Origin of the sequence: Paenarthrobacter sp. YJN-5 (assembly GCF_015040095.1) — a bacterium.
Lineage (GTDB): Bacteria > Actinomycetota > Actinomycetes > Actinomycetales > Micrococcaceae > Arthrobacter > Arthrobacter ureafaciens.
Genome location: NZ_CP053544.1, coordinates 2,218,309 through 2,238,124, shown reverse-complemented (window position 1 = coordinate 2,238,124; position 19,816 = coordinate 2,218,309). Strand labels below are relative to the sequence as shown.

Genomic DNA, 19,816 nt, shown 5'->3' with positions numbered 1-19,816 from the left:
TAGCGGCGCCTGCGATGCTTGCTGTCCTATTGCTGACGGGCTGCATAGCCAACGGCGGCAACACCCCTGCCACCTCGGGGCCTCCCATCAGCGTCCAGGACGCTCCCGCGAGCAATGCCCCCCTTGAGACAACCCAGGCTTCGACCAAAATTCCCGTCTATTGGATCGGGCGCAGCAAGGACAACGTCTACCTGTACCGAGAGTTCAGGGACATCTCCGGCGATGAGAACCCGGTGACCACGGCGCTTCGGATCATGATGGCGCAGAAGCCCTTGGACCACGACTTCTTCACGCCATGGCAGGATCCCGGAAGCCTGGCCACTTCCATCTCCGGCAAGAACGTCATCACAGTGGACATCTCCCGGGATGCGTTCAACGCCAACCTCGACGCCGGGATGGCCCAAAGAGCCGTACAGCAGCTGGTCTACACGGCGTCGGCGGCGGCGTCCTCCTCGGGCCTGATCAACTCGGGCCAGCAGATCCAGGTAGTCATCCTGGTGGACGGGCACACGGACTTCATGGCGTTCGGGCAGGTGAAGCTGGGCCAGCCCATGGCACGTGATGCATCACTGGTGGCGCCGCTGTGGATCATCGATCCTCAGGAAGATGCCTCGGTGCCCGCGGGTGCGGTGAAGTTCAACGGGCGCAGCACCGACAGTTCAAAGCCCGTGAACTGGCAGATCCTCCAGGACAACGGCTCCGGAACGCGGATCAGCAAGCTTACCGGCCAGGCGAAGCCAACCGGAGATCCCGGACAATACGGGGTGTTCTCTTTCGGGGCCACGCTGAAGCCCGGCAAGTATGAACTCCGGGTTGTCCAGGTGGATGAATCAGGCCGCGCAGACGAGACCACCTTGGACACCCGTCTCTTCAAGGTCGAGTAAGACGTGGCCCGGGTGGTTGGGCCGGTCCGCCGCCCGCTAGCGCCAGCGGCCCAGGATATCGCTCAACAGAACGACGGCGGCCGGTCCGGCCGTTGACGATCGCAAGACGTGGTGGCCCAAAAGCGCCGTCACCGCGCCGGCATCGCTGAGCCTGGTCACCTCACGGGGAGCCATCCCACCCTCTGGACCGACGATCAGGAGGACTTCCCCCGCGGCGTCCGGGCCGCTGTCCGCGAGGATCCCGGCCTCCTCAATCACCGAACGCAGGGAGTTCTTGGCATCCTCGTGGAGGATCACCGCCAGGTCCGCCGCGGCTGCCGCTTTGGCCAAGGCTGTTGTGTCCACCAGGTTCCTGACCTCAGGAATCCAGGCCCGGCGTGCTTGTTTCGCTGCTGCGGTCACTACGGACTGCCACTTTGCGTGCGCTTTCGCGGCGCGATCGCCCTTCCACCGCACAATGGAGCGCTCCGCCTGCCAGGGGATCACAGCATCAATGCCGAGCTCGGTAGCCGTTTCGATGGCGAGTTCGTCGCGGTCTCCTTTGGCCAGCGCCTGCACGAGCACCAACCGGACAGCGGGACGTTCCTCAAAGGCTACTTCTTCCGCAACCACGGACAGCAAGCCTTGCCCTGCCTCGGAGACCCTACCCGTCAGCCTGGCGCCCGCACCATCGGAAATATCCACCGGTTCGCCTGCGGACAGACGCTTCACTGTCACGGCGTGCCGCGCCTCCGGGCCCTCCAGGACAAAGACGGACCCGGACACCAATCCGTCAAGGCTGCCGGTGGGGGCGAAGAATACGGGGTTGCTCACCGCTACAGGTTACCGAGCTTGTCCCGCAGCTTTGCGAACATCCCGCCGCTGGCAACGAGCTTCCCGTCCGTGAACTGTTCTCCGCGGAGTTTGGCGAGTTGACGGAGCAGGTCTTCCTGGGCGGCGTCCAGCTTGGTTGGCGTCTCCACGTGCAGGTGCACTTTGAGGTCGCCGCGGCCGTAACCGCGAAGATGCGTCACGCCGAGCCCGCGCAGGGTGATGATCTCGCCGGACTGCGTACCGGCCTTCACATCGATCTCCTGCGGACCGTCGAAGGTCTCCAGGGTCAACTCCGTGCCCAGGGCGGCTGCAGTCATGGGTACACTTAGCGTGGCGTGGAGATCGTCCCCTTCGCGGATATAGGTGGAATCGCTGTTGACGCGGATCTCCACGTACAGGTCGCCTGCCGGACCACCGGCGGGGCCTGCCTCGCCCTGGCCGGACAGCTGGATACGGGTCCCCGTGGCCACACCGGCGGGTACTTTGATGGTGAGGGACCGGCGGCTGCGGATCCTGCCCTGGCCACTGCACTCGTTGCAGGGATCCTTGATGATGGTGCCGAATCCTTCACAGGATCCGCAGGGCGCGGTGGTCATGACCTGGCCCAGAATGGAGCGCACAGCGCGCTGGACCTGGCCACTGCCGCCACAAATGTCACAACGTTCGGGGTGGGTACCCGGACGGCAGCAGCTGCCGTCACAGGTGGGGCACACAACAGCCGTGTCCACTTCGAGCTTCTTGTTGACGCCGAACACGGCGTCCTTGAGATCAATGCGCACGCTGATGAGGGCGTCCTGGCCACGACGCACGCGGGACGCGGGACCTCCGTGACCCCCGCCCCCGCCGAAGAAGGTGTCGAAAATGTCCTGGAAGGCAAAGCCTTGCCCGGAATAGCCGCCGCCGAATCCGTTGTCCGTTCCGTTTTCATTGCCCGTGGCGTCGTACACCCTGCGTTTTTGCGGGTCTGACAGGACTTCGTAAGCGTGGGTCACGGCCTTGAAGCGTTCGGCGACATCCTCCCCCGGATTCACATCCGGGTGGAGCTTGCGCGCCAACTTGCGGTACGCCTTTTTGATCTCTTCCCCGGTGGCTTCCGGCGAGACTCCCAAAACGTCATAGTGGCTGCTCAAAGTCGGTATCTCTTCCTTGTTGTACTGCGGTCTTTGGTGACGGCCGGTTTCAGCCGCCGAGAATTCGGGAAAGGTAGCGCGCTACGGCGCGGACTGCCGCCATGGTGGTGGGGTAGTCCATACGGGTGGGACCGAGGATTCCAACCTTGGCGCCGGAACCGTAGCCGGTAGCCACCACGGAGGCCTCGGCCAGGCCGTCGTAGGGATTTTCCCGGCCGATGCTCACCGTCACGCCGCGCGGATCATCCCCCATGTCCGACAACAACCGGAGCATGACAACTTGTTCCTCAAGGGCCTCCAGCACGGGTCCTATGCTCAGGGGGAAGTCCACGTTGGAACGGGCGAGGTTGGCCGTGCCGGCCATCAGGATCCGCTCTTCCTTGCTGGTATCGCTGAGGGCCTGGAGTCCGTTGGCCAGCATCTGGGCGAGTCCCCGCAGCTCCGGCGGGCACAACGCCACCACGGACGGCAAGACCTGTGGAAGGAGGTCCATCTGCGTGCCTGCGATGCTGCCCAGGAAGCGTGAACGCAGCGCCATGAGGGCCTCGTTGGCAACGTCGGCACCGGCATCGATGACCTTCTGCCCAACGCTTCCAGTGTCGGCAATCAGCACCACGAGCACTTGCTTTGGCCCGAGGAGAACAAACTCCACATGGCGCACCACGGCGCGCTTGGAGTGCGGATACTGCACGACGGCGACCTGGTTGGTCAGCTGCGACAGGAGCCTGACGGTCCGCTCAAGGATGTCGTCAATATCATCCGGACCCTCAAGCAGGGAGTGGATGGCACGACGCTCAGCGGCCGACAGGGGCTTAACCTGGGAGATCCGGTCCACGAACAGGCGGTAGCCCTTGTCCGTCGGAATACGGCCGGCGCTGGTGTGTGGTGCTGCGATCAGCCCCTCTTCTTCAAGCACCGCCATGTCGTTGCGGATGGTCGCACTGGATACGCCCAGGTGGTGGCGTTCTACCAGGGCCTTGGAACCAACAGGCTCCCGCGAATGTACGTAGTCCTCAACAATGGCACGCAGAACTTCGAGTTTGCGTGGCTCACTCATTCCAACACCTCCTGACAGACCATCCGGCCCATGCACTGATGCACGAGGGACCTTCAGCTGACCCTTTTGCTTAGCACTCGACATGCCCAAGTGCTAACAAGTCTAGTATGGGCCACCGCGTTGCTAGCATTGAAACCGCCCGCGCAGACATCCATGGCAGGCCCGGCGGCGACTGCGGCCCGGCAGCCGTCCAAGCCCGAAGAGTTAGGTCATTCCTTGGCTTATGACACCTGGGGTCCACAGGACCTGACCGCTCCTGCCCAACGCCGGCTACCGGAGGTACCCGTGCAACGCGGGATGGTGCTGGAGGATGCCCAATCCGGTTGGGTGGGTGCGGTCACCCGCGTGGAAAAGTCCGGCGGGATGCACATCGTAGCCCTCGAAGACCGGCGCGGAAAAACCAAGTCCTTCCAGCTGGGCTTCGGCTTCCTGCTGGAAGGTCAGCCCATCCGGCTCCTGCCTCCCGCGCCCAAGGCACCCGCCACTGCAGCCTCCCCCACACGGACAGCCTCGGGTTCCGTGCGCGTCAGTGGCCAACGCGCCCAGGTGGCCAAAGCGAGCCGTATCTGGGTGGAGGGCAAGCACGATGCGGAACTCGTGGAAAAAGTATGGGGTGACGACCTCCGCGTGGAGGGCATCGTCGTCGAGCCCCTGCACGGGGTGGATGACCTCAAAGCCGCGATAGCAGCCTTCAACCCCGGCCCGGGGCGCAAGCTGGGAATCCTCGTGGACCACCTCGTAGCCGGCTCCAAGGAATCGCGGATCGCCGCCGAAGCGATGACTTTGCCGGGCGCTGCCGGTAACGTCCTGATCGTGGGACACCCCTACGTGGATGTCTGGCAGGCGATCCGGCCCAAGGTCCTTGGCATCGCCCAATGGCCCGATGTTCCCCGCGGTACGGACTGGAAGACGGGGATCCTGCGCGCTTTTGGCTGGCCGCACGAGACTGCAGAGGACATCGGACTCGGCTGGCAGCGCCTTTTGGGCGCGGTCCGCACCTACGCCGACCTTGAAGCATCCCTCCTGGGCCGCGTGGAGGAAGTCATCGACTTCCTCACCGCGGCCTGACTCCAGCGCTGGGCGTCCGACGGCGGCGGGCGGCGGGTTGGTCCCGGAACAGCCCCGGACCCTATATTCTGGGACAGCAACACCGCAGCATTTTTAAAGCAAAGGGAACCAACGTGTCAGAGAACGCCCCAGAAGAACCGGGCAGGGCCGCAGGTCAGCCCCAGTACCATGGCGCGCCTGCAAACGCACTCCCTCTCACAGCCAGCGAAGACCGCCAGTGGGCAACCCTGGCGCACTTCGGTGGAATCCTCGGGTGCCTGCCCTCGCTGCTGATCTACTTGATTTTCCGCGACAGGGGTCCCTTTACAGCGCAGGAATCCAAGGAAGCGCTCAACTTCACGCTGCCGCCCACCATTGCAGCGGCCGTAGCGAACATCCTCGTGCTGCTACCGGTTGTAGGGAACATCTTTGCCGTCATCGCCACGGCAATCTGGGTGGCACTCACGTGCTTCTCCGTCTCCGCCGGCATCCGCGTGAACCACGGCCAGCCGCACCGCTACCGCTTCAACCTTCGCTGGATCAAGTAGCGGCGACGCCGATCTTTCCGCAGGGCCGATCTTTCCGGAGGTCAGTCCGGCAGGATGCGCCGCACTACCGCATCGGCCAACAAGCGTCCCTTAAGGGTCAGCACCAAGCGACCTTGGAAGGCCGCAGCAGGTTCGGCCAGGCCATCGGCTATCAAACCCGCCACAGCACGCCTGCCGTCCTTGTCCAAGCCATCTATGGCCAGGCCTGACACAAGCCGCGCCTCCAGCATGATCCGCTCCACATCCCGTGTTCCGGCGTCGAGCGTTTCCCTGCCCGCAGCCGGAGATTCGCCGGCCACCAGGCGGGAAGCATAGGCAGCGGGGTGCTTGACGTTCCACCACCGGACGCCACCCACATGGGAATGCGCTCCGGGGCCGATACCCCACCAGTCGTCGCCGCGCCAATATGCCAGGTTGTGGCGGCAGGCCTGCTCAGGTGTCCTGGCCCAGTTGCTGACCTCATACCAGCCCAGGCCGGCTTGCGAGATCAGCTGGTCGGCAAGTTCATACTTGGCCGCGTGGTCGTCGTCGTCGATGCCGGGCACCTCGCCACGGCGGATCTGGGCGGCAAGCTTGGTCCCCTCCTCCACGATCAAGGCGTAGGCGCTGATGTGGTCGGGCTCGTAGGAGAGCGCGGTCTCCAACGACGCCCGCCAGTCGGCCATGGACTCCCCCGGCGTCCCGTAAATCAGGTCCAGGCTGACGGCCAGCCCTGCTTCCCGGGCCCACTGAACAACTTGGGGGACACGGCTGGGCGTGTGGGTCCGGTCCAGTACCTTGAGGACGTGCGGGACTGCCGACTGCATGCCAAAGGAGACACGGGTGAAGCCGGCGTCCTTGAGGACCTGCAGCGACTCACGGGTTACCGAATCCGGGTTGGCCTCCGTGGTGACCTCAGCGCCGTCTTCCAGTCCCCAATGCCCCACTGCGGTCCGCAGTATCTCCGCGAGGTCTTCGGCCGGCAGCAGCGTGGGCGTGCCACCGCCAAAGAAAACGGTACTCATGGGACGCCGCGGCAGGCCTGAATCCTCAAGCACTTTTGCGGCGAAGTCGACCTCCGACGCTGCGGTACCTGAGTAGGCAGCTTGTGAGGCTCCCCCGCCCAGCTCAGTGGCGGTGTAGGTGTTGAAATCGCAGTAGCCGCACCGCACCGCGCAGAACGGTATGTGGACGTACAAGCCGAACTTCCGGCGCCCGACGTCGGCGAGCACCTGCGACGGCAGCAAGCCGTCAGCAGGTGCCGGGTCGCCCAAAGGCAGGACGCTTGGCATTTACTTCTTTGCCTTGTCCTTCGACTCGTCAGTGGTGAGGGCAGCGATGAAGGCTTCCTGCGGCACCTCGACGCGACCCACCATCTTCATGCGCTTCTTGCCTTCCTTCTGCTTTTCCAGCAGTTTGCGCTTACGGGTGATGTCACCGCCGTAGCACTTGGCAAGAACGTCCTTGCGGATGGCCCGGATGCTCTCGCGGGCGATGATGCGGGAGCCAATGGCAGCCTGGATGGGCACCTCGAACTGCTGCCGGGGAATGAGCTCGCGGAGCTTCCCGGTCATCATCACACCATAGGAATAGGCCTTGTCGCGGTGCGTGATGGCACTGAACGCGTCCACTTGTTCACCTTGAAGCAGGATGTCGACCTTGACGAGGTCGGCCACTTGCTCGCCGTCGGCCTTCCAGTCCAGCGAGGCGTACCCGCGCGTCTTGGACTTCAGGAGATCGAAGAAGTCGAACACGATCTCGGCCAGCGGGATCCAGTAACGGAGTTCGACACGGTCCTCGGACAGGTAGTCCATGCCCTTCATCTGGCCGCGGCGGCTCTGGCACAGCTCCATGATGGCGCCGACGAACTCGTTGGGCGCCAGGACGGTAGCGGAGACCATCGGTTCGCGGACCTCGGCGATCTTGCCTGTGGGGTACTCGCTGGGGTTGGTGACATGGACAACCCGCTTGTCTTCCAAGGTGACCTCGTACTCCACGTTGGGAGCAGTAGAGATGAGGTCGAGGTTGTACTCGCGTTCCAAACGCTCGCGGGTGATCTCGAGGTGCAGCAAACCGAGGAAGCCGACGCGGAAACCGAAGCCCAGCGCAGCTGACGTTTCAGGCTCGTAGACCAGGGCGGCGTCATTGAGCATGAGCTTTTCCAAGGCGTCGCGGAGTACCGGGTAGTCCGTGCCGTCCAAGGGGTAGAGGCCGGAGAAGACCATCGGCTTCGCATCGGCGTACCCGCTGAGCGATTCCGAGGCCGGTTTGGCCTGGTTGGTGACAGTATCGCCAACCTTGGACTGGCGGACATCCTTCACGCCGGTGATGAGGTATCCCACCTCGCCTACGCCCAGGCCCTTCGACGGGGTGGGCTCAGGAGAGCTCACGCCGATTTCGAGGAGTTCGTGGGTTGCACGGGTCGACATCATCTGGATGCGTTCGCGGGGGTGGAGCTTGCCATCCACCACGCGAACATAGGTGACCACGCCACGGTACGTGTCATAGACCGAGTCAAAGATCATGGCACGCGCGGGGGCGTCCGGATTGCCAACAGGTGCCGGAAGGTCGCGGACGATCTTGTCCAGCAGAGCCTCGACGCCTACGCCCGTCTTGCCGGAAACCTTGAGGACATCTTCCGGATCTCCACCGATGAGGTTGGCAAGCTCAGCCGCGTACTTCTCCGGTTGCGCAGCGGGGAGGTCGATCTTGTTCAGCACCGGAATGATGGTGAGGTTGTTCTCCATAGCCAGGTAGAGGTTGGCCAGGGTCTGGGCTTCGATGCCTTGGGCAGCGTCAACCAGCAGCACTGCTCCCTCGCAGGCTGCCAGGGAGCGGGATACCTCATACGTGAAGTCCACGTGGCCCGGGGTGTCGATCATGTTCAGGGCATAGGCCGTGCCGTCAACCTCCCAGGGCATGCGGACGGCCTGTGACTTGATGGTGATGCCGCGCTCACGCTCGATGTCCATGCGGTCCAGATACTGGGCTTTCATGTCGCGCTGTTGAACGACGCCGGTGTACTGCAGCATGCGGTCGGCCAAGGTGGACTTACCGTGGTCGATATGGGCAATGATGCAGAAGTTCCGGATGATGGCCGGATCTGTTGCGGCGGGCACCGGTGCGGTGCGGGCCATGGGAGACACGCAGGGTCCTAACTGTCGGCATTCAAGCGGCAGTTCCGCAAGCCGGGCAGGGGCCAGCTGAGGAGATACCGCACATCTGATCCTCCAGTGTCCCATGAACCAGCCGTTCCCCGTACATCAGGGCAGGGCGGGGCCATCACCATCCGGCGGGGATGGGGACGGTAGCTTGGTCCTATGGCTCTGGACTTACGACCACTCGGCAAAGCACTCCTGCGATCCCTGAGGGCATTGGGTGGTACCCCAAGCAGGACGGCGACTCCTCCCCGTCCCCGGCCAGGCGGGTCCCGGCAAGCAACCCGGCCCTCCGGCGTCGTGCCTAAGACCGGGACCTACCCCGGCGACTACCGCGGAAGCGTTCGCGCCAGCTACTCCCCCAAGCCTGACGGCAAGCCTGATCCGGGGGAGATCGTGTGGAGTTGGGTCCCCTATGAGGAAGACCACTCCCGCGGCAAGGACCGCCCGGTTCTCCTGGTGGGGCGTGACGGCCAATGGCTCCTCGGACTCATGCTGACTTCCAAGGACCATGACAACGGAGCGCGCGCCGACGATTACGTCGATGTCGGCACGGGTCCGTGGGACCGTCAAGGCCGGCCCAGCGAGGTCAAGCTGGACAGGGTCATCCGACTGGATCCGAACGCCATCCGACGCGAAGGGGCGGTGCTCGGCCGGCAGGCTTTCCAGGAAGTCATCAGGGCCCTGGCGGACTCATCCCTGCGGCGTTGAGCGGTAATTCCTGCCACGACGGTCTTTCTGCTATCCTTTATAGCTGTGTGTCCGTGCAGGTCGACGGCCATACATGGTTGGCTGCCATAGGCATCCCCACGCCGCTCAGTCGATGGCCAACCTGACAACCCTCTAGACCATTTCCGCATTAAAAAGAGAGTTCATACGTGGCTAATATCAAGTCCCAGAAGAAGCGCATCCTCACCAACGAGAAGGCTCGCCTGCGTAACAACGCCGTCAAGTCCGAGCTGAAGACGGCCATCCGCGCCGTCAACACCGCCGTTGCGTCTGCTGACAAGGATGCTGCTGCAACTGCACTTGTTGCTGCCAGCCGTAAGCTGGATAAGGCTGTCAGCAAGGGCGTTATTCACAAGAACAACGCTGCAAACCGCAAGTCGGCGATCTCCAAGAAGGTCAACGCACTCTAAGGTTTTTCTAGTTCGACTGAGCTGAACAGGAGGCCGGCACCCCAGGGTGCCGGCCTCCTGGCTTTAAGCGCCATCGTGGGCCCCTGAGTGCCGGCCCACTTTCTGCTACCGCCGTTGGGCGGACGTCGCAATCACTGTCACGGCGTGCTCCACGGCATAAACGGGATCGCGGGAGAGGCCCTTTACCTGGGCATCTGCTTCGGCGATGACCTGGATGGAACGAATCAGCCCCTCGGGAGTCCAGCGGCGGACATCCCGCTGCGCCTGCTCCACCAACCAAGGCTGCATTCCGAGATTCTTGGCAATGGACGCCGAAGACCCCCTGGCGCCCGCGACCTTGGCAAGTGTCCGCAGCTTCGCCGCCAGCGCTGCCACCAAGGGAACCGGGTCCACGCCGGTGGACAACGCGTGACGGAGGGTGGAGAGGGCCAGTGGTCCGTTCCCACTCATAGCCGCGTCTGCAACCTTGAAGGCCGTGGCCTCCACCCGGCCCCCGTAATAGCGATCCACCGTCTCAGCGGTGACGGCCGTGGTGGCGTCAGCGATCAATTGGCTGCATGCCGCGGCAAGCTCGGAGAGGTTGGCTCCCACGGCGTTGACCAATGCCTGGACCGCGTCACCCTGGATCCTCCGCCCGGACGCCTTGAACTCTGCAACCACGAAGGACGTCTTGTCCGCGTCCTTCTTCAGGGGCTGGCAATCGACGACCGGCCAGCCCCCCGCCTTCACGGCATCCAGGAGCTTCTTCCCCCGGACTCCGCCGGCATGGCGAAGGACCAGGACCACATCATCTTCCGGCTGTGCAAGGTACTTGATGGCATCGGCCAGGAAAGCGTCGTTCATGGATTCCAGGCCCTCCACCTCCACCAACTTCCCCTCGCCAAAAAGCGACGGAGCGACAGTCATGGCCAAGGAACCGGCCTCATAGGAAGCCGCATTGAGTTTGGTGAGCTCAACATCCGGGGTGGCCGAACGCACTTCGGCGCGGATACGGTCCATGGCACGAATTCCCAAGTACTCCTCGGGCCCTGTGACGAGGACTACCGGGGCGGGCGACGCGTCACGCCAGCCGACGCTATTCGCCGCAGCGCCCTTGGCCCGGGCCTCGCTCTTGGTCCGGGAATTTTGGGCAGCAGCCACTGGGGGTTCCTTCCGGAGGGATGTTTGCAGGATTCAAGTCTGCCATGTTTGCTCCGGCGCTTCCTATGGAACGTGATGGAACCGCCAGGGCGGGCACCATTGCGCACCTCCCGATCCTGCAGACTCCGCACAAGGCGTTGATGAAGACCAAGCACACCCACCATGACGCCGGTCGGATGAAGCGCAGCCCACGTCCCCAAGAGGGTAAGAGCCGACAAGAGCACCATGGCACTGACGCCCACCGGGCCGTCTGCCCATGGCAGACCGGAACCGGGCAGGCCGGCAAAGTACCGGGCTGTTGCCGCTACGGCGGCCACGGCGTTCCCGGCTACGAAGAAGAGGACGGGCGCCAGCCCCGGAACCAGTGCTGAAACAGGGACGGCCAACGTCCCGAGGATGGTCACTGGCGCCACGAAAATTCCGGCCACAACATTTGCCGCGAGGGCGTACGGCGACAGCTGCGGTTGAACGAGGACGATCACGGGCCCACACGCCAGCTGGGCGGACAACGGAACGGACACTCCCGCCGCCAGCCACCGGGGCACCCAAGGGGGAAACCACGACGTCAGGCGCCGGGCCAGCAACACGATGCCCAAGGTGGCAAGGACGGACAGAAGAAATCCGAAGCTGACCGCCAGGCCCGGGCTGATCAAGAGAAGGGCGGTGGTCGCGAGGCAAAGGAACGACAATGACCTCCCACGTTGGCCCGTCGTGAGGGCCACCAGGCCCACGAAGCCCATCACTGACGCCCGCAGAACACTCGGATCAGGTCCCACCAGGAGGACAAATGCCGCCAGGCCCAGAACAGCGGCTATGGCTGCCAGAGGCCGTGACAGCCGCAGCGAACGGGCAAGCAGGATAAAGCCGGCCAAAATCAATGAGCAATTGGAACCGCTTACAGCCGTTAAATGTGTCATCCCGCAGGTTTCCATCGCTGCTTTCAGGCTCGCGGGCAGGGTACTGGTGTCCCCGACCACCATTCCCGGCAGCAGCCCCGCCGGGTCCGGTTCCAGCAACTCCGCGGCGGACTGGCTGAACCGTTCCCTTGCCCGGGCTGCCGACTCCTTGGGATCAAACGCCGTACCCACCTGAGTGGGCCCGGTGGATGCTGACAGCGTGGCAGCATCGGGCTCTCCGGGCCTTGGCTCCTTGGGAATCCCCGTTGTCCTGACGGATTGACCCGGCCTGACATCTTTCCACGCATCATTCCCCAGGACCGTAAGTGTGGCGGTTCCGCTGACTTTGCTGCCGTGCGCTGTGAGGTTCTCAAGTTCAGCCTGCACCATCCAACGCCCCTCGCCGCTGCCACCCGGCGCAGGAACAGGCGCCGGAATCCCGGCCACCCGTACTTGGATGACCACAGGGCTCCCCTCGCTGACGGCAGCAGCCAACGGCCCGGATTCACGCTTTGCCGCGTCCACCGTGCAGTGGAGGGCAACCGCAGCACCAAGGAGGCAAGCAACCGCGAGGGTGACGGGGAGCGACCGGCCCCGGCCGGCTTGCTTCCCGCGCATTCCCCCGGCCTTCCTGCGAACCGGACCTGCCAGCAACAACGCAGCAGCCCCTGCCGACAGCAAGGCCGTGAGGGCGGCCCCCGATTCCCGCAGGAAGGTGGTCCCGGCCAGCGCGGTCGCCCAGACCACGATGACAGCCGGAACCAGGCGAACGTCGAGGCGCCCGTCATCGCCGTGGTCGCTACTCTCAGCCACCTTGCACCGTCACAAGGGGCCGCAGTGACTCCATCAGCTTGGGACCAATACCGTCCACGGCGTCCAGGTCATCAACGGACAGGAACGGTCCGTGGTCTTTCCGCCACGCGACGATCCGTTGCGCCATGACCGGCCCAACGCGCGGAAGGGTGGAGAGTCCTTCCACCGACGCCGTGTTGACGTTGATCTTGCCACCTGACGCGCCGGAACCGTCGCTGCCGGAGCCGTCGCTGTTGGAACCGCCGCCGCCGGAAGCACTACCGGACCCCACCGCAGATTCGGGGATGTGGGACACGGCCCCTGCCACCGGTACCGTAATTTTCGCGCCGTCGGCAACCAGCTCCGCAAGGTTCAGAGCGTCCGTGGCAGCCTCGGGCGTGGCTCCCCCTGCCGCCGCCAGGGCTTCGAACACCCGGCTTCCCTCAGGCAAGGACACGACTCCTGGCCTGTTGACGGCTCCGGCGACATGCACGGTGACCTTGGGGCCCCCACCCGCGGGCGCCGTGGTGGGCGCAGCGTTTTCATCTGCCACGGGCTGTCCGGCGCCGTCCGTGATGCTTCCAGCTGATTCAAGGGGCGTGCTGGTGGTCCGTTCTGCCGAGGCCTGCCACATCAGCACGACGAGCAACATCAGGCAGGCGCCGGCAACCAGGAGCGCCACCCGCCGCGAGGTGCGGAACCGTATCCGGGACGGGGGGGCCGACTCTTCTCCGGGGCCCTCCGAGTCAGGCTCCGCAAAGGTCAACAGGGCCTCGCCGCGCGCACCCGGCGGGGCCTCGTCGCTGGTTCCCGGCCCGACGTGCCGGGAGAGCCGGTGCCGGAATGCCTCGGCTGCAGCGTCCGTGGACGCGTCCCTTTTCCGGCGTGGCATACAGCAAGCCTAGGGTCGGCTCAGCACTCCCCTGCCGGGCGTATCAGGCTATGTGGAAAACCCATCAGTTGCCGGGCGTACTGCTCTCTCCCACAATGACGGCCAGGACCCCCAGGCCGGCGTGTGCCGCGAGGACAGCCGGCAGGGAACTGATCTGCGCGGGCGGGCATTCGGGGCATCTTTCGGCAAGCCGCGCCGCCAAGGACTCCGCTTCCCCGGGGTTTCCGAAGTGATGCACCGCCAACCTGGCCTGACCGGTCGGTCGTGTGGCAATATCCGCGGCCACGATTTCCTCGAGCCGGGCTACAGCCCGGACCGCGGACCTCACCTTTTCCAGCGGAACGATCCTGCCGTCGTCGACCGCCAGGATCGGTTTGATGGAGAAGACCGTCCCCAGCAGGGACGCCGCGGCCCCAATGCGGCCGCCACGCCGCAGTTGTTCGAGGCTGGGAACGTAGAAATAGACCCGTGTGCGCTCCAGGCGCCGTTCAGCGAACGCGCGCACCTCCTCGGCCGACTGACCGGCAGCGGCAGCAACAACGGCACTTTGCACTCCCATGCCCTGTGCCATGCCGACGGTCCGGGAGTCCAGCACCTCGACGGGGATGTCCACCCGTTCGGCCGCAAGCCGGGCGGCGTCTACCGTGCCGGAGAGTTCGGCGGAGATGTGCACCGACACCACGGCTTCAAAGCCACGTCGCTTGGCGGCCGCATAGGCTTGCTCAAACTGGCCGGGCGAAGGCCGGGATGTTTTCACCGGGGATCCGGAGGCGAGGGCGACCGCGAGGGTCTGCATGATGTCGTCCTCACCCTCACCGTAGATCTCCTCCCCCACCATCACCGGCATGGGGACCACGGCGAGGCGGCCATCGGCGGCAAACGCGGAAACCCAGTCCGCCGGCAGTGCCGCCGCGGAATCAGTCACCACTGCTGTGCGCACGACGGCGGCACCCGGGTCTTGCGCGACCGGCACAGGCACAGTAGGCAGCCGCAGGCGGGAGAGGCGCTCTTTCAGCCACATCCAGGCGGGCGGTTCTCGATCCGGCACCCGGACCTCCTTTTAACGGTGCGCGGCCGCCGGCAATCGGAGCCGGCGGCCGCAATGTCCAAAAACCTGAACGATTGTCAGGCCGGAACGATGTTCACCAGTTTAGGCGCCCTGACGATGACCGTGCGGATGCCACGGCCGTCCATTGCACGCTGGACGTTTTCAGAAGCCAACGCCAACTCCCGGAGTTCATCCTCGGAGATGTCCGGAGAAACTTCGAGGCGGTCGCGTACCTTGCCCTGGACCTGCACCACGGCAGTCACGGTTTCCTGGACGAGGAGCGCATCGTCATGCTTGGGCCATCCGGCGTTGGCTACCGAGGCGGGGTGCCCGAGGGCGCTCCACAGGTCCTCTGCCGTGTACGGGGCAAAGAGGCTCAGGATCACTGCCACCGCTTCCACGGCTTCGCGGACAGCGGGGTCGGCTCCGCCTGCGCCGGAGTCGATGGTCTTCCGGGTGGCGTTGACCAACTCCATGAGGCGGGCCACCACAACGTTGAATTTGTTGTTGTCCAGCAGCTCGGCAGCGTCAGCGATGGTCTTGTGCGTGACAGTGCGCAGGGCCCGGTCACCGGTGGCGGGATCCGTTCCGGGCTCGCTGGTGACGTCCTGGCCAAGGCGCCAGGCGCGTGCCAGGAACTTGCCCGAGCCGGACGGTGAAACGTCAGCCCAGTCGACGTCGTCTTCCGGTGGGGAGGCGAACACCATGGTGAGCCGGACGGCGTCCACGCCGAACTTGTCCAGCTGTTCGCCCAGGTCCACGCCGTTGCCGAGGGACTTGCTCATGGCTTTGCCGCCGTTGAGCACCTGGCCCTGGTTGAGCAAGGCGCTGAATGGCTCGTTGGTTTCAATCAGGCCCATGTCCTTGATGACCTTGGTGAAGAAGCGGGCGTAGAGCAGGTGCAGGATCGCGTGCTCCACGCCGCCCACATACTGACCGACGGGCATCCAGTCGTTGATCTTTGCGGGATCGAACGGACCTTCGGTGTAATCCGGAGACACGAAACGCAGGAAGTACCACGAGGAATCGACGAACGTGTCCATGGTGTCCGTATCCCGCTGGGCTGCGCGGCCGCAGTTGGGGCATTCGACGTTGACCCATTCGACGGCGGCGGCCAAGGGCGAGGTGCCCTTCGGCGCCAGTGCCTCGCCGCGGAGATCCGAAGGCAGGGTGACGGGAAGCTGATCGTCCGGAACGGGCACCTCGCCGCACTCACCGCAATGGATGATCGGGATGGGCGTGCCCCAGAAACGCTGGCGGCTCAACAGCCAGTCACGCAGGCGGAAGTTGACGAATTTCTCGCCGGTACCCAGTTTCTCCAGGACCTCGATGGCCGCGGGAATTGCTTCGGCCTTGCTGAGGCCGTCAAGGTCGCCGGAGTTCTTCAGCGTCCCCTCGCCGGCCGTCGCGATGCCGGTTTCGGCGGGATCGTCCTCGCCGGTGTCCAGGACTGCGCGCACCGGCAGGTTGAAGGCCTTGGCGAAGTCGAGGTCGCGCTGGTCGTGGGCAGGGACGGCCATGATGGCACCGGTGCCGTAATCCGCCAGGACGTAGTCGGCGGCCCACACGGGAAGCTTTTCGCCGTTCAGCGGGTTGATCGCGTAACGGCCCGTGAACACGCCGGTCTTTTCGCGCTCGGTGGACTGGCGTTCGATTTCCGAGAGCGCCTTGACTTTCTCACGGTAAGCCATGAGTTCGTCGTGCTGCTCAGGGGTGACCAGGTCCAGGGCGAGGTGGGCGTCTGCAGCCACAACGAAGAACGTTGCCCCGTACAGGGTGTCCGGGCGGGTGGTGAAGACCGTGACTTCGCGTTCCGGGCGGCTGTCCGCAGCCTCAATGACGAAGCGGACGTGTGCGCCTTCGGAACGTCCGATCCAGTTACGCTGCATCGCCAGGACGCGCTCGGGCCAGTGGCCTTGGAGCTGGTCCATGTCCTCGAGCAGGCGGTCGGCGTAGTCGGTGATCTTGAAGTACCACTGGTTCAGCGACTTCTTGGTCACGGCGGTACCGCAGCGCTCACAGGCTCCGTTGACAACCTGTTCGTTCGCCAGGACGGTCAGGTCCTTCGGGCACCAGTTGACCGGCGAGTCCTTGCGGTAGGCCAGTCCACGCTCGTAGAAACGCTTGAACAGCCATTGCGTCCAGCGGTAGTACTCAGGATCGGAGGTGTGCAGGCGACGCGACCAGTCCGCGGAGATGGCGTACCTCTTGAAGGACGCGGCCTGGGTGTCGATGTTGGCGTAGGTCCACTCACTGGGGTGGGCGTTGCGCTTGATCGCGGCGTTTTCCGCCGGCAGCCCGAAGGAGTCCCAGCCGATGGGGTGCAGGACGTCGAAGCCCTTTTGACGCAGGTAGCGGGCAACAACATCACCCATCGCAAACGCCTCAGCATGCCCCATGTGAAGGTCACCGGAAGGGTACGGGAACATGTCCAGCACATAGCGGCGTTCCTTGGAGCCGTCATCGGCCGGAGTAAACACCTTGAGGTCTTCCCAGACCTGCGGCCACTTGGCTTCCATCGCAGCGAAGCTGTAGACGCCCTCTTCAGGCGCCGCGGCTGCGGCTGTCTGTGCTGTTCCGGTCTCTGTCTCCGGCTGAACGCTCACTGCTGCCCTCTTCTGTTCTTGATGGCGGAATAGTCCCCTGCTGCTGTTACTCGCACCGGGACCAAAATGCCCCGGACACACAAAAGCCCCTCAGCAAAGGAGGGGCGGCCGCTCGGCTGGTAACTGCCGGGCGGCTAACTAAGCAGAAGGTTCGCACGCATACACATACCTTACCGCACCTTTAAAATCCCCCAGTCGCCACGAGCGGCTTTGAGTGCAGACAGGTGAGTTGATGACGGCCGCGCCTCGCCCGGGTGTGGTGGGCACCGCGAAGCGGGCGGGGCAGGCGCGGCCGTCATCAACGACAGGTCTGACTACTTAACGTCCTCGTCGACCCAATCCATGGACTTGGTGACTGCCTTCTTCCACAGCCGCAACTGCCTCTCCTGCTCAGCCTTGTCCATCTGCGGTTCCCAGCGCTTGTCCTCGCCCCAGTTGGCACTGAGCTCGCCGAGGTCGTTCCAGAAACCGACTGCCAGGCCGGCGGCGTAGGCAGCACCCAGGGCCGTAGTCTCGATGACCTTCGGCCGTACCACGGGGACACCGAGGATATCCGCCTGGAACTGCATCAGGGCATCGTTGGCGACCATGCCGCCGTCGACCTTCAGCTCGGTGAGCGGTACGCCCGAGTCTGCGTTGACGGCGTCCAGCACCTCGCGGGTCTGGAAAGCCGTAGCCTCCAGCGCGGCACGGGCGATGTGGCCCTTGTTGGCGTAACGGGTCAGGCCCACGATGGCACCCCGGGCATCAGCACGCCAGTACGGCGCGAAGAGGCCCGAGAACGCAGGAACAATGTAGACGCCGCCGTTGTCCTCCACAGCGGCGGCCAGTTCCTCGACCTGCGGTGCGGAGCTGATCATGCCGAGGTTGTCGCGCAGCCACTGGATCAGCGAACCGGTCACTGCAATGGAACCTTCCAACGCATAGTGCGGCTTCTGGTCGCCAAGCTTGTAACCGAGCGTGGTGAGCAGCCCGTTCTTGGAGTGGACGATTTCCTCACCCGTGTTGAAGATGAGGAAGCAACCGGTGCCGTAGGTATTCTTCGCCTCGCCGGCCTGGAACGCCGCCTGGCCGAAGGTGGCCGCCTGCTGGTCACCGAGGATGCCGGCCACGGGAGTTTCGCGAAGCAACTGCGACGTGTGGACGTGGCCGTAGACCTCGGAGGAGGACTTGATGGCCGGCATCATGGATGCCGGAACGCCGAAGATATCCAGGATTTCCTGGTCCCATTGCAGCGTTTCGAGGTCCATGAAAAGCGTGCGTGAAGCGTTGGTGACGTCCGTGACGTGCACGCCGCCGTCGGTGCCGCCGGTCAGGTTCCACAGGACCCATGCGTCCGTGTTGCCGAACAGCAGGTCGCCGGCCTCCGCGCGTTCGCGGGCTCCGTCGACGTTGTCCAGGATCCATTTGATCTTGGTGCCGGAGAAGTACGTTGCCAGGGGCAGGCCGACTTTCTGTTTGAAGCGGTCTCCCCCGCCGTCCTTGGCGAGCTCGTCCACGATCGGCTGCGTGCGGGTGTCCTGCCAGACGATGGCGTTGTAGACGGGCTCACCAGTGTTCTTGTCCCAGACGACCGCGGTTTCGCGCTGGTTGGTGATGCCCACGGCCGCGATGTCGTGTCGGGTCAGGTTCGCCTTGGACAGGGCCGAGCCGATGACCTCGCGGGTGTTGTTCCAGATTTCAGCCGCGTCATGCTCCACCCAGCCGGCCTGCGGGAAAATCTGCTCGTGTTCCATCTGCCCGGACGACACGATGCTGCCGGAGTGGTCGAAGACGATGGCGCGGGTGCTGGTGGTGCCCTGGTCAATGGCGATGACGTATTGGTTCATGGTGACGTCCTTGTCTTGGTTCTTGTTTGATAGGGAGTTCTAGCCTTGTGTGGAACGGATTGTTAGCCGGCGATCGCGGGCATGATGTCGGGGACCCAGAGCGCCACGAGCCCTGCCAGCCCGCCACCAACCAGCGGCCCGACGACGGGAATCCACGAATACGCCCAGTCGCTGGAGCCCTTGCCCTTGATCGGAAGGATTGCGTGCGCGATGCGGGGTCCAAGGTCACGGGCCGGGTTGATGGCGTAGCCCGTGGGACCACCGAGTGATACACCGATACCGACGACCAAAAGCGCTACGGCCAACGGCCCCAGGCCGGACGGGGTACCGCCAAAGGTCAGGATGACGAAGACGAGGACGAACGTGCCGATGATCTCAGTGATCAGGTTCCACGGGGTGGAGCGGATAGCCGGCCCGGTGGAGAAGGTGCCCAGCTTGTTGGCAGCCAGCGGTTCGGCATCGAAGTGCTGCTTGTAGGCCAGCCAGCACACGACAGCGCCGAGGAAGGCGCCCAGCAGTTCGCCGCCGAAGTAGGTCAGCGTGGAACCGAAGGTCACAGCGACGTCGGGCGCGTATTCGCCCTTCCCATTGACCAGCAGGCCGAGGGTGACTGCAGGGTTCAGGTGCGCGCCGGACTTTGCAGCCACGAAGACGCCCGCGAAGACCGCAATACCCCAGCCCCACGTCACCATCAAGAATCCAGCGTTGTTGCCCTTGGTGCCTTTGAGTGCAACGTTGGCCACGACGCCGCAACCCAGAAGGGTCAGCATCATGGTTCCGAATACTTCGGAAAGGAAAACAATTCCAAGAGACATCTTTGACTCCTCATTTTTCTGTTGTCAGCCTCCTCGCGGGTTG

General features: G+C 64.4%; 17 protein-coding genes. 5 read left to right on the top strand and 12 right to left on the bottom strand.

Annotation, left to right across the window (positions count from 1 at the left end):
• Positions 1-14: 14 nt before the first annotated feature.
• Complete coding sequence (locus HMI59_RS10665; RefSeq protein ID WP_193593604.1) at positions 15-884, top strand: GerMN domain-containing protein; 870 nt, start codon at positions 15-17, stop codon at positions 882-884.
• Positions 885-920: 36 nt separating this feature from the next.
• Here HMI59_RS10665 and HMI59_RS10660 read toward each other — a convergent pair whose 3' ends face one another.
• Genes HMI59_RS10660 through hrcA form a run of 3 tightly spaced genes read right to left on the bottom strand, consistent with a single transcriptional unit; the run spans position 921 to position 3,884 of the window.
• A complete protein-coding gene (locus HMI59_RS10660) occupies positions 921-1,697 on the bottom strand; it encodes a 16S rRNA (uracil(1498)-N(3))-methyltransferase (RefSeq protein ID WP_193593603.1) in 777 nt (258 codons plus the stop codon).
• Positions 1,698-1,699: 2 nt separating this feature from the next.
• On the bottom strand, positions 1,700-2,827 hold the full coding sequence (dnaJ, locus tag HMI59_RS10655) for a molecular chaperone DnaJ (RefSeq protein WP_021470568.1): 1,128 nt from the start codon (positions 2,825-2,827) through the stop codon (positions 1,700-1,702).
• A gap of 49 nt (positions 2,828-2,876) precedes the next feature.
• Positions 2,877-3,884, bottom strand: coding sequence for a heat-inducible transcriptional repressor HrcA (gene hrcA / locus HMI59_RS10650; protein WP_193593602.1), 1,008 nt, complete (start codon positions 3,882-3,884; stop codon positions 2,877-2,879).
• Positions 3,885-4,100: 216 nt separating this feature from the next.
• Here hrcA and HMI59_RS10645 point away from each other — a divergent pair, with 216 nt between their 5' ends.
• Together HMI59_RS10645 and HMI59_RS10640 are read left to right on the top strand one after the other, a co-directional pair.
• Positions 4,101-4,952 carry a DUF3097 domain-containing protein gene (locus HMI59_RS10645; protein ID WP_193593733.1) on the top strand — a complete coding sequence of 284 codons (852 nt, stop codon included), beginning with the start codon at positions 4,101-4,103 and terminating at the stop codon, positions 4,950-4,952.
• A gap of 113 nt (positions 4,953-5,065) precedes the next feature.
• A complete protein-coding gene (locus tag HMI59_RS10640) occupies positions 5,066-5,479 on the top strand; it encodes a DUF4870 domain-containing protein (RefSeq protein ID WP_021470571.1) in 414 nt (137 codons plus the stop codon).
• Positions 5,480-5,520: 41 nt separating this feature from the next.
• On the opposite strand, the gene hemW is transcribed toward HMI59_RS10640, so the two are convergent.
• Entirely contained in the window at positions 5,521-6,750 is a 1,230-nt protein-coding gene (hemW, locus tag HMI59_RS10635) for a radical SAM family heme chaperone HemW (protein ID WP_193593601.1), read from the bottom strand.
• Positions 6,751-8,604 (bottom strand): translation elongation factor 4, encoded by a 1,854-nt coding sequence (gene lepA, locus HMI59_RS10630; protein ID WP_043426564.1) that lies wholly within the window; start codon positions 8,602-8,604, stop codon positions 6,751-6,753. It lies immediately after the preceding gene.
• Positions 8,605-8,778: 174 nt separating this feature from the next.
• Between lepA and HMI59_RS10625 the strand changes: the two genes are divergently transcribed.
• Positions 8,779-9,327 (top strand): type II toxin-antitoxin system PemK/MazF family toxin, encoded by a 549-nt coding sequence (locus HMI59_RS10625; protein WP_193593600.1) that lies wholly within the window; start codon positions 8,779-8,781, stop codon positions 9,325-9,327.
• A 167-nt stretch (positions 9,328-9,494) separates the two neighbouring features.
• Positions 9,495-9,755, top strand: a complete 261-nt coding sequence (gene rpsT / locus HMI59_RS10620; RefSeq protein WP_021470575.1) for a 30S ribosomal protein S20 — start codon at positions 9,495-9,497, stop codon at positions 9,753-9,755.
• 105 nt (positions 9,756-9,860) lie between these two features.
• On the opposite strand, the gene holA is transcribed toward rpsT, so the two are convergent.
• The 7 genes from holA to HMI59_RS10585 all read right to left on the bottom strand — a co-directional run bounded on the left by holA (position 9,861) and on the right by HMI59_RS10585 (position 19,773).
• Positions 9,861-10,895, bottom strand: coding sequence for a DNA polymerase III subunit delta (gene holA / locus HMI59_RS10615; protein ID WP_166184402.1), 1,035 nt, complete (start codon positions 10,893-10,895; stop codon positions 9,861-9,863).
• Complete coding sequence (locus HMI59_RS10610; protein WP_193593599.1) at positions 10,796-12,604, bottom strand: ComEC/Rec2 family competence protein; 1,809 nt, start codon at positions 12,602-12,604, stop codon at positions 10,796-10,798. The genes holA and HMI59_RS10610 overlap by 100 nt, the downstream gene beginning before the upstream one ends.
• Positions 12,597-13,475 carry a ComEA family DNA-binding protein gene (locus HMI59_RS10605; protein WP_193593598.1) on the bottom strand — a complete coding sequence of 293 codons (879 nt, stop codon included), beginning with the start codon at positions 13,473-13,475 and terminating at the stop codon, positions 12,597-12,599. Before HMI59_RS10605 ends, HMI59_RS10610 begins: the two co-directional genes overlap by 8 nt.
• A 64-nt stretch (positions 13,476-13,539) precedes the next feature.
• Positions 13,540-14,523 (bottom strand): DegV family protein, encoded by a 984-nt coding sequence (locus HMI59_RS10600; RefSeq protein WP_031215966.1) that lies wholly within the window; start codon positions 14,521-14,523, stop codon positions 13,540-13,542.
• Positions 14,524-14,600: 77 nt separating this feature from the next.
• Entirely contained in the window at positions 14,601-17,129 is a 2,529-nt protein-coding gene (gene leuS, locus HMI59_RS10595; RefSeq protein ID WP_193593597.1) for a leucine--tRNA ligase, read from the bottom strand.
• A 314-nt stretch (positions 17,130-17,443) separates the two neighbouring features.
• On the bottom strand, positions 17,444-18,958 hold the full coding sequence (gene glpK, locus HMI59_RS10590; protein WP_021470581.1) for a glycerol kinase GlpK: 1,515 nt from the start codon (positions 18,956-18,958) through the stop codon (positions 17,444-17,446).
• A gap of 62 nt (positions 18,959-19,020) precedes the next feature.
• Positions 19,021-19,773 (bottom strand): MIP/aquaporin family protein, encoded by a 753-nt coding sequence (locus HMI59_RS10585; RefSeq protein ID WP_193593596.1) that lies wholly within the window; start codon positions 19,771-19,773, stop codon positions 19,021-19,023.
• Positions 19,774-19,816 lie beyond the last annotated feature (43 nt).